Source organism: Pseudomonas sp. HMWF006 (assembly GCF_003061205.1).
GTDB classification, from domain to species: Bacteria; Pseudomonadota; Gammaproteobacteria; order Pseudomonadales; family Pseudomonadaceae; genus Aquipseudomonas; species Aquipseudomonas monsensis.
The window spans coordinates 1-9,288 of record NZ_QAIU01000129.1 but is presented as its reverse complement, the minus strand read 5'-3'; the positions used below and the strand labels follow the sequence as shown (position 1 = coordinate 9,288).

Annotated in this window: 7 protein-coding genes and 1 pseudogene; 5 read left to right on the top strand and 3 right to left on the bottom strand. The window is 61.1% G+C overall.

Annotated features, from left to right (window positions below; translation table 11 throughout):
- Together DBR24_RS34780 and DBR24_RS34775 are read right to left on the bottom strand one after the other, a co-directional pair.
- The coding region (locus DBR24_RS34780; protein WP_371921230.1) for a methyl-accepting chemotaxis protein at window positions 1-502 on the bottom strand (502 nt) is incomplete at its 3' end.
- A gap of 141 nt (window positions 503-643) precedes the next feature.
- Window positions 644-1,483: pseudogene (locus tag DBR24_RS34775) on the bottom strand (cache domain-containing protein); the annotation flags it as partial.
- 332 nt (window positions 1,484-1,815) lie between these two features.
- Here DBR24_RS34775 and DBR24_RS04975 point away from each other — a divergent pair.
- A complete protein-coding gene (locus DBR24_RS04975; RefSeq protein WP_128614081.1) occupies window positions 1,816-3,303 on the top strand; it encodes a helicase HerA-like domain-containing protein in 1,488 nt (495 codons plus the stop codon).
- Window positions 3,304-3,379: 76 nt separating this feature from the next.
- Here the strand turns inward: DBR24_RS04975 and DBR24_RS04970 are convergent, their stop codons facing one another.
- Window positions 3,380-3,835, bottom strand: a complete 456-nt coding sequence (locus DBR24_RS04970; protein WP_123467243.1) for a DUF721 domain-containing protein — start codon at window positions 3,833-3,835, stop codon at window positions 3,380-3,382.
- A 309-nt stretch (window positions 3,836-4,144) separates the two neighbouring features.
- Between DBR24_RS04970 and secA the strand changes: the two genes are divergently transcribed.
- The 4 genes from secA to DBR24_RS04950 all read left to right on the top strand — a co-directional run.
- On the top strand, window positions 4,145-6,883 hold the full coding sequence (gene secA / locus DBR24_RS04965; RefSeq protein ID WP_128614080.1) for a preprotein translocase subunit SecA: 2,739 nt from the start codon (window positions 4,145-4,147) through the stop codon (window positions 6,881-6,883).
- A 122-nt stretch (window positions 6,884-7,005) separates the two neighbouring features.
- The gene (gene argJ / locus DBR24_RS04960; RefSeq protein ID WP_128614079.1) at window positions 7,006-8,223 is read left to right on the top strand and encodes a bifunctional glutamate N-acetyltransferase/amino-acid acetyltransferase ArgJ; all 1,218 of its coding nucleotides are present in this window, start codon (window positions 7,006-7,008) and stop codon (window positions 8,221-8,223) included.
- 179 nt (window positions 8,224-8,402) lie between these two features.
- Entirely contained in the window at window positions 8,403-9,035 is a 633-nt protein-coding gene (locus DBR24_RS04955; RefSeq protein ID WP_128614078.1) for a glutathione S-transferase family protein, read from the top strand.
- Window positions 9,032-9,288, top strand: a 257-nt coding sequence (locus DBR24_RS04950) for an NUDIX domain-containing protein (protein WP_128614077.1), incomplete at its 3' end; no start/stop codon positions are given. The genes DBR24_RS04955 and DBR24_RS04950, both read left to right, overlap by 4 nt.

Here is a 9,288-nt window from a genome sequence, read left to right as displayed (position 1 = left end):
TGTCCTGACTGTGGCGCTGGCTGTCGCTCATGGTGCTCACCGATTCGCGGGCACCGACTTGCAGCTCCTCGATCATGGTCTGCACCTGTTGCGCCGATTCCTGGGTGCGGTGCGCCAGGTTGCGCACTTCATCCGCCACCACGGCAAAGCCACGGCCGGCCTCACCGGCACGCGCCGCTTCGATTGCGGCGTTGAGCGCCAGCAGGTTGGTTTGCTGGGAAATGCTGGTGATCACTTCGAGAATCTGGCCGATGTTCACGGTTTTGCTGTTCAGCGACTCGATGTTGCTGCTCGACGCGCTGAGCATGCTCGACAGCTGATTCATTGCCTTGATGCTGCGATCGACCACTTGTTGGCCGTCTTCGGCGAGGCCACGGGCGTCGCTGGCCTGGTTCGAGGCTTGCGCGGCGTTGCGGGCGATTTCCTGGGCGGCGGCGCCTAGCTGGTTGATCGCGGCGGCCACGCTGCTGGTGCGCGAAGCCTGTTGATCGGAGTTGTACATCGACGAATTCGACGCCGCGACCACGCGCAACGCGACCTCGTTGACCTGTCCGGTGGCCGACGACACTTCGCGGATCGAGCCATGAATACGCTCGACGAAACGGTTGAACGCCGTGCCCAGCACACCGAATTCATCGTGATTGACGATGGTCAGCCGTTTGGTCAGGTCGCCTTCGCCGTCGGCGATGTCTTCCATGGCGCGGGTCATGACGTGCAGCGGCTGGATCAGCAGGCGGATCAGCATGCCGAGCAGGGCGATGATGATCGCCACCCCAATGACGGTCGCAATCACCGCCGAGGTGCGGAACTGGCTGAGCATGGCGAAGGCTTTGTCCTTGTCCACCGACAGGCCGATGTACCAGTTCACCGACGGCAGGCCTTTGATTGGCGCGAAGGTCACGATACGGGTCTTGCCATCGACGGTGACTTCACTGAAATCGCCGCTGATGCGCGGGGTGTCCTGGGGATAGGCTTCCTTCAGTGATTTCATCACCAGTGCCTTGTCCGGGTGCACGAGGATCTTGCCGTCCGAGCTGACCAGGAACACATAACCCATGCCGTCGAAATCCCGCGCGGCGAGGGTGTCGACCAGCGATTGCAGGCTCAGGTCGCCGCCGACCACGCCAACGCTCTGGCCGGCCTTCTTCGAGGCGGTGGCGATGGAAATGATCAACTGGCCGGTGGCCGCGTCGATGTATGGTTCGGTCAGGGTCGAGGTGCTGCTGCTCTCGGCGCCCTTGTACCAGGGACGAACCCGAGGGTCGAAACCGTCCGGCATCTTCGTATCCGGGCGAATGGTGAAGTGACCGGTGGCGTCACCCAGATAGGTGGCCATGAACGTCGACGTCAGGGTTTTCTGTTCCAGCAGGCTGGCGACGTTGGCGGACTCGGGGTTGATGGCGATGTTCTGGGCGGCGTTTTCGATCAGCAGGATGCGACCGTTGAGCCAGGTCTGGATATTGCCGGCAGTGACTTCGCCCATCTCGTTGAGATAGTTCTTCAGGTCATCGCGGATCGCGTTGCGCTGGAGCCAGTCGTTGTACAGCGTGAACGAGGCGAAGGCGGCGATGACGATGAGGGCGGCGGCAAGCAAAATTTTATGGCTGAAGCGCAGATTTTTGTTCATGGCTTGGGGTTCCGCTAAGGTCTTAATGTCCAGGGCGTGCTTTTATAGAAGCGCGCGTAATGGGCAAGGGTGAAAGTAAGCTGATATTTCCGTCTCTCCTTAGGGAAATGTCCGGCCCGACTTGTGATCGGGCTCTCACCTCTGTTTATCGGCCATGCAGAATCAAAGATTAACCATTGGGTGACAAAATGCCTGACTCCTCGCAACTCGTAATCGGCGCCGATCTCACAGGACAGCAGGTGGGGCAGGCCATGCGCCTGGCGAACCGCCACGGGCTCGTCGCCGGCGCCACCGGTACGGGTAAAACCGTCACCTTGCAGCGCCTTGCCGAAGCGTTCAGCGACGCCGGCGTGGCGGTGTTTGCCGCCGACATCAAGGGTGATCTGTGCGGCCTTGGCGCCGCTGGCAACCCACAGGGCAAGGTCGCCGAGCGTATTGCCGGCATGCCGTGGCTCAATTACCAGCCCAAGGCTTACCCGGTGACGTTGTGGGACATCCACGGCGAGTCCGGTCATCCGTTGCGCACCACGCTGAGCGAAATGGGCCCGCTGTTGATCGGCAGCCTGCTGGAACTCACCGACAGCCAGCAGTCGGCGCTGTATGCCGCGTTCAAGGTCGCAGACCGCGAAGGGCTGTTGCTGCTGGACTTGAAGGACCTCAAGGCTCTGCTTAACCACCTCAAGGACAATCCGCAGTTGCTTGGCGAAGACGCGGCGCTGATGACCACCGGTTCCAGTCAGGCACTGTTGCGGCGACTGGCGATCCTCGAACAGCAGGGCGCCGAGGCGCTGTTTGGCGAGCCGGCGCTGCAACTCGAAGACATTCTGCAACCGACCGCCGACGGCCGTGGACGCATTCATCTACTGGACGCCAGTCGTCTGGTGCATGAAGCACCGAAGGTCTACGCGACCTTCCTGTTGTGGTTGCTGGCCGAGCTGTTCGAGCAGTTGCCGGAGCGCGGCGATGCCGATAAACCCCTGCTGGCCTTGTTCTTCGATGAGGCGCACTTGCTGTTCGGTGACACGCCCAAGGCCTTGCAGGAGCGCCTGGAGCAAGTGGTGCGGCTGATTCGTTCGAAAGGCGTCGGCGTGTACTTTGTGACCCAGTCGCCGGCGGACTTGCCGGATGACGTGTTGGCGCAGCTGGGTCTGCGCGTTCAGCACGGTTTACGTGCGTTCACCGCCAAGGAGCAGAAATCCCTGCGGGCAGTGGCCGATGGCTTCCGGCCGAACCCGGCGTTCGACAGCCTGGCGGTGTTGACGGAGCTTGGCATCGGCGAGGCGCTGGTCGGCACGCTGACAGAAAAAGGTACGCCGGAAATGGTCCAGCGCGTCCTGGTGGCGCCGCCGCAGTCGCGGATCGGGCCGCTGAGCGAAACCGAACGCACGGTATTGATCGCCGGGTCGCCGTTCAAGGGCCGGTATGACAAACCGATCGACCGCGAGTCGGCGTATGAAATTCTGATGGGGCGCAAGGGGCTGGCGCCAGAAACTGAGGTCCCGGCAGGTAAGCCGGTGCCCGAAGAGCCGAGTCTTGCCGACAGGGCCGGGGAGTTTCTCGGGACGGCGGCCGGGCAGGCGTTGAAATCCGCCATGCGCCAGGCGGCCAATAATTTGGGTAAACAACTGGTGCGCGGCTTGATGGGCTCTTTGCTTGGAGGCAGCAAACGCCGCTGACCATTCTTTGCCGGCGAGCTAAATGTGGGAGCGAGGCTGCTCCCACATTGGATCTGCGCGCACGTTCAGATAGATTTCAGGACTTGTCTTTAGCGTGCGCCGCCAGCCGTTCCAGTGCCGCCCGCAGTCCCGGATCACTGATCCCGTCGGCCGTGGCCTGAATGGTCGCCGCCGCATCCGTGGACAAATCCATCGTATGTCCGGTCGCCCCGCGCTGCACGGTAGGCGGCTGCACCTTGAACAGAATGCGCGTCAGGCTGGCGAACTCGTCGAACATCTGCAATTGCCGCTGCAAGCGTTTCTGCTGATAACGCAGACGGGTGGCCCAATGGCCGTCGGTGACAATCAGCAACAGACTGCCTTCACGCCAGGACGCCACATGACAATGTTCGCGAGCGGCGGGTTGCAGTTGGCTTTCGAGCAAGCGTTGCAGATGCCCCAGACGTTGGGCATGGCCGAGAATGGCTTTGAGCGGCTTGGCTTCGCGCAGCAGAACGGCGGGTGCTCTGGCCGTAAGAGGGCGGAATGCCATGATCGAACACCTGAAGTAACAGAAACGCCATGGTAGCAGAAAGCGGCAAAATCACTCGCCCATTGCTTTTGTCCCTGCTTTACCCATTAAATCAACGACTAACTTCTTTCCTGTACGGGTTGAAGTTGAGCAAAACGCCCCTATCTTAAGTGAGCCCCGTCAAAGCGCAGTGCCAGCATCGTGGAACATCGCCACTTTCCTCACTTCCGTTTCCGGGTAGAATGCTCGTTCGCATGCGGCCATGAGGGCTGCACGGGCGACGCTCACGGGGCCGCCCTCCATCCCTTTAGTGTGGAAGATCCTGCCGATATGTTTGCGCCTTTGTTAAAGAAACTTTTTGGAAGCAAGAACGAGCGTGAAGTCAAACGCATGCTCAAGACGGTGCAGCTCGTCAATGCCTTCGAAGAGCAAATGGTGGCCCTTTCGGACGATCAATTGCGTGCCAAGACCGCCGAGTTCAAGGCCCGCATCGCCAAAGGGGAAACCCTCGACAAGCTGCTGCCAGAAGCCTTTGCGGTCGCCCGCGAAGCCGGCAAGCGCGTCATGGGCATGCGCCACTTCGACGTACAGCTCGTCGGTGGCATGACCCTGCACGAAGGCAAGATTGCCGAAATGCGTACCGGTGAGGGTAAAACCCTCGTGGCGACCCTGGGTGTTTACCTCAACGCGCTGTCCGGCAAGGGCGTGCACGTGGTGACGGTGAACGACTACCTGGCCCGTCGTGACGCCAACTGGATGCGTCCGCTGTATGAATTCCTCGGCCTGACCGTCGGCGTCGTGACGCCGTTCCAGCCGCCGGAAGAGAAGCGCGCCGCCTACGCCGCCGACATCACCTACGGCACCAACAACGAATTCGGGTTCGACTACCTGCGCGACAACATGGCGTTCAGCATGGAAGAAAAATTCCAGCGCGAACTCAATTTTGCCGTGATCGACGAAGTCGACTCCATCCTCATCGACGAAGCGCGTACCCCGCTGATCATCTCCGGTCAGGCCGAGGACAGCTCCAAGCTGTACATGGAGATCAATAAACTGATCCCGCAGCTGGAACTGCATGTCGAAGAAGTCGAAGGCGAAGTCACCAAGGCCGGCCACTACACCGTTGACGAGAAGACCCGTCAGGTCGAGCTCAACGAAGCCGGTCACCAGTTCATCGAAGACATGCTCACCCGCGTCGGCCTGCTGGCTGAAGGCGAAAGCCTGTACTCGGCACACAACCTGGGCCTGCTGACCCACGTGTATGCCGGTCTGCGTGCGCACAAGCTGTTCAATCGCAACATTGAATACATCGTGCAGGACGGTCAGGTCGTACTGGTCGACGAACACACCGGTCGTACCATGCCGGGCCGTCGTCTGTCCGAAGGCCTGCACCAGGCCATCGAAGCCAAGGAAGGTCTGAACATCCAGGCCGAGAGCCAGACCCTGGCCTCGACTACGTTCCAGAACTACTTCCGTCTGTACACCAAGCTGTCCGGCATGACCGGTACCGCTGACACCGAAGCGTTCGAATTCCACCAGATCTATGGTCTGGAGGTGATGGTCATTCCGCCGAACAAGCCGTTGGCGCGTAAGGACTTCAACGACCTGGTGTTCCTGACTGCCGAAGAGAAGTACGCGGCAATCGTTACCGACATCAAGGAAAGCATGGCCGCCGGTCGTCCGGTGCTGGTGGGTACCGCGACCATCGAAACCTCCGAGCACATGTCCGCATTGCTCGTGAAGGAAGGCATCGAACACAAGGTTCTGAATGCCAAGTTCCACGAAAAAGAAGCCGAGATCATCGCGCAGGCCGGTCGTCCGGGCGCCCTGACCATCGCCACCAACATGGCCGGTCGTGGTACCGACATCCTGTTGGGCGGTAACTGGGAAGTGGAAGTCGCGTCGCTGGAGAACCCGACCCCCGAGCAGATCGCGCAAATCAAGGCCGACTGGCAGAAGCGCCACCAGCAAGTGCTGGAATCCGGCGGTCTGCAGGTGATCGCGTCCGAGCGTCACGAATCCCGTCGTATCGACAACCAGCTGCGTGGCCGTGCCGGCCGTCAGGGCGATGCCGGTTCCAGCCGCTTCTACCTGTCGCTGGAAGACAGCCTGATGCGCATCTTCGCCTCTGACCGGGTGAAGAACTTCATGAAAGCCCTGGGCATGCAGCCGGGCGAAGCGATCGAGCACCGCATGGTGACCAACGCGATCGAGAAGGCGCAGCGCAAGGTTGAAGGCCGCAACTTCGACATCCGCAAGCAACTGCTCGAGTTCGACGACGTCAACAACGAACAGCGTAAAGTGATCTATCACATGCGTAACACGTTGCTGGCCGCTGACAACATCGGTGAAACCATCGCCGATTTCCGTCAGGACGTGCTCAACGCCACCGTCAGTGCCCACATTCCGCCGCAATCGCTGCCAGAGCAGTGGGACGTCGCCGGTCTGGAAGCCTCGATTGCCAGCGATTTCGGCGTGAAGCTGCCGATTCAGCAGTGGCTTGACGAAGACGATCACCTGTACGAAGAAACCCTGCGCGAGAAGCTGATGCAAGAGCTGATCGCCGCGTACAACGAGAAAGAAGACCAGGCCGGTGCCGACGCACTGCGCTCCTTCGAGAAACAAATCGTTCTGCGCGTACTGGACGATCTGTGGAAAGACCACCTGTCGACCATGGATCACCTGCGTCACGGCATCCACCTGCGTGGCTACGCCCAGAAGAACCCGAAGCAGGAATACAAGCGCGAGTCGTTCACGCTGTTCTCCGAGCTGCTGGATTCGATCAAGCGCGACTCGATCCGTGTGTTGTCGCACGTTCAGGTTCGTCGCGAAGATCCGGAAGCCGAAGAACAACGCCTGCGTGAGGAGGCCGAAGCACTGGCCGCCCGCATGCAGTTCGAACACGCCGAAGCCCCGGGCCTGGACCAGCCGGAAGCCCTGGTCGGTGAAGAGGTCGATGTTGCCCTCGCCACCGCCCCGGTTCGCAACGAGCAGAAGCTGGGCCGCAACGAACTGTGCTACTGCGGTTCGGGCAAGAAATTCAAGCATTGCCACGGGCAGATCCAGTAAAACCCGTTTCAATCGCTGAAATACCCGCGCCGCGACCGGCTCCTGCCGTCGCGGCGTTTTGCCATTCAAGCCACCGTCCCTACGATTGGCGGTGCTGACATCATTGAGTAAGGAGCGCATTCATGGCTGTTGGTCTTGGTCCTTTGCCAACGTTGCACCCGGTTGCCGGTTTTGAACTCGGTATCGCCTCGGCCGGCATCAAGCGCCCGGGGCGCAAGGATGTGGTGGTGATGCGTTGCGCCGAAGGCTCTACGGTGGCGGGCGTGTTCACCCTGAACGCCTTTTGTGCGGCGCCGGTGATCCTGGCGAAACAACGTGTACACAACGCTGTGCGCTACCTGCTGACCAACACCGGCAACGCCAATGCCGGTACCGGTGAGCCGGGCCTGGCTGCGGCCGAGCGCACCACGGCGAAGCTCGCCGAGCTGACCGGTGTCGATGCCAGCCAGATCCTGCCGTACTCCACCGGTGTGATCGGCGAGCCACTGCCGGTCGAGAAGATCGAAGGCGCCTTGCAAGCGGCGCTGGACGACCTGTCGGAAAACAACTGGGAAGCCGCGGCCACCGGCATCATGACCACCGACACCCTGCCCAAGGGTGCCAGCCGCCAGTTCCAGCATGATGGCGTGACCATCACCGTGACCGGAATCAGCAAAGGTGCGGGCATGATCCGCCCTAACATGGCGACCATGCTCGGCTACATCGCCACCGACGCCAAAGTCTCCCGTGATGTATTGCACAACCTGATGCTCGACGGCGCCAACAAGTCGTTCAACCGCATCACCATCGACGGCGACACCTCGACCAACGACTGCTGCATGCTGATTGCCACCGGCAAGGCTGCGCTGCCGGAAATCACTCGCGCTGAAGGCGAGCTGTTCAACAAGTTGAAGCAAGCGGTGTTCGAAGTGTGCATGGACGTGGCCCAGGCCATCGTGCGTGACGGCGAAGGCGCGACCAAGTTCGTCACTGTTGAAGTCAACGGCGGCGGCAATCACCAGGAATGCCTGGACGTCGGCTACACCGTGGCGCATTCGCCGCTGATCAAGACCGCACTGTTCGCCTCCGACCCGAACTGGGGCCGTATCCTGGCCGCTGTCGGCCGTGCCGGTGTGCCGGACCTGGACGTGAGCAAGATCGACGTGTTCCTCGGTGACGTGTGCATCGCCAGCCGTGGCGCCCGCGCAAGCACCTACACTGAGGCGCAGGGTTCGGCGGTGATGCAGCAGGAAGAAATCACCATCCGCATCGAGCTGGGTCGCGGTGATTGCAGCGAAACCATCTGGACCACCGACCTGTCGCATGAATACGTGAAGATCAACGCCGAGTACCGCACTTGATCTAAAAGGTGGGGGCGGGCTGTCGGCCTCTTCGCGAGCAAGCTCGCTCCCACAGTGGTTTCGGCCGTTCACACATGCTGTGTACACCCAAGAACCTGTGGGAGCGAGCTTGCTCGCGAAAGCGATGGTTCAGACTCGACAAGTTTAGAAGCTTCCTCTGACGAAAAGGCGCCACACCCATGTCCCTGCACCTGATCATCGGCGACAAACTGCTTTCCTCCTGGTCCTTGCGCGCGGCACTGGCCGTCGAGCTGACCGGCGCACCCTACACCGAAGAGTTGATCAGACTCGGCAAACCCGACACCCGTGAGCGTCTGCTCAAGCATTCGCCAACCGCCAAGGTCCCGTTGCTGAAAACCTCACGGGGCACCATCGCCGATTCGCTGGCCATCGCCGAATACCTCGCCGAACAGTTTCCGTCCGAACAGCTCTGGCCGAGCGATCTGTTCGCCCGCGCCCAGGCACGATCCGCCTGCGCGCAGATGCACAGCGGCTTCTTCGCCATGCGCAATCACATGCCGTTCAACCTCAACCATGACGCGCCGCTTAACCCGGTGCCGCCAGAAGTGAAGGTCGACATCGAGCGCATGCTCGCGCTGTGGGCCGAATGCCGTGCTGCTGCCACCGAGAGCGGGCCGTACCTGTTTGGTCGGGTGAGTCTGGCCGATGCCTTCTTCGCGCCGATTGCCGTGCGCCTGCGCACCTATCAGGTCAAGCTGCCAGCGGCCGACGAAGCCTATGTTGAAACCGTCTACCAATGGCCGGCCTTCAAGGCATGGCAGAAGGCTGGACTGGAGGAGTTGAATCCGTGAAACGCGTACACGTCGCCGCCGCCGTCATTCGTGACGACAGCGGCAAAGTTCTCATCGCCCGCCGTGCCGACACCCAGCATCAGGGTGGCTTGTGGGAGTTTCCCGGCGGCAAGGTCGAGGCCGACGAGTCGGTGGAAACCGCGCTGGCCCGTGAGCTGCACGAAGAGTTGGGCATTGTCGTCGGTGCTGCCCGTCCACTGATCAAGGTTCACCACGACTACCCCGACAAACAGGTGTTGCTGGATGTCTGGGA

Bases quoted from the DNA above. Each gene is read 5' to 3' on its own strand.
- DBR24_RS04975 (WP_128614081.1), top strand. From the start codon at position 1,816: ATGCCTGACTCCTCGCAACTCGTAATCGGCGCCGATCTCACAGGACAG.
- DBR24_RS04970 (WP_123467243.1), bottom strand. From the start codon at position 3,835: ATGGCATTCCGCCCTCTTACGGCCAGAGCACCCGCCGTTCTGCTGCGC.
- secA (WP_128614080.1), top strand. From the start codon at position 4,145: ATGTTTGCGCCTTTGTTAAAGAAACTTTTTGGAAGCAAGAACGAGCGT.
- argJ (WP_128614079.1), top strand. From the start codon at position 7,006: ATGGCTGTTGGTCTTGGTCCTTTGCCAACGTTGCACCCGGTTGCCGGT.
- DBR24_RS04955 (WP_128614078.1), top strand. From the start codon at position 8,403: ATGTCCCTGCACCTGATCATCGGCGACAAACTGCTTTCCTCCTGGTCC.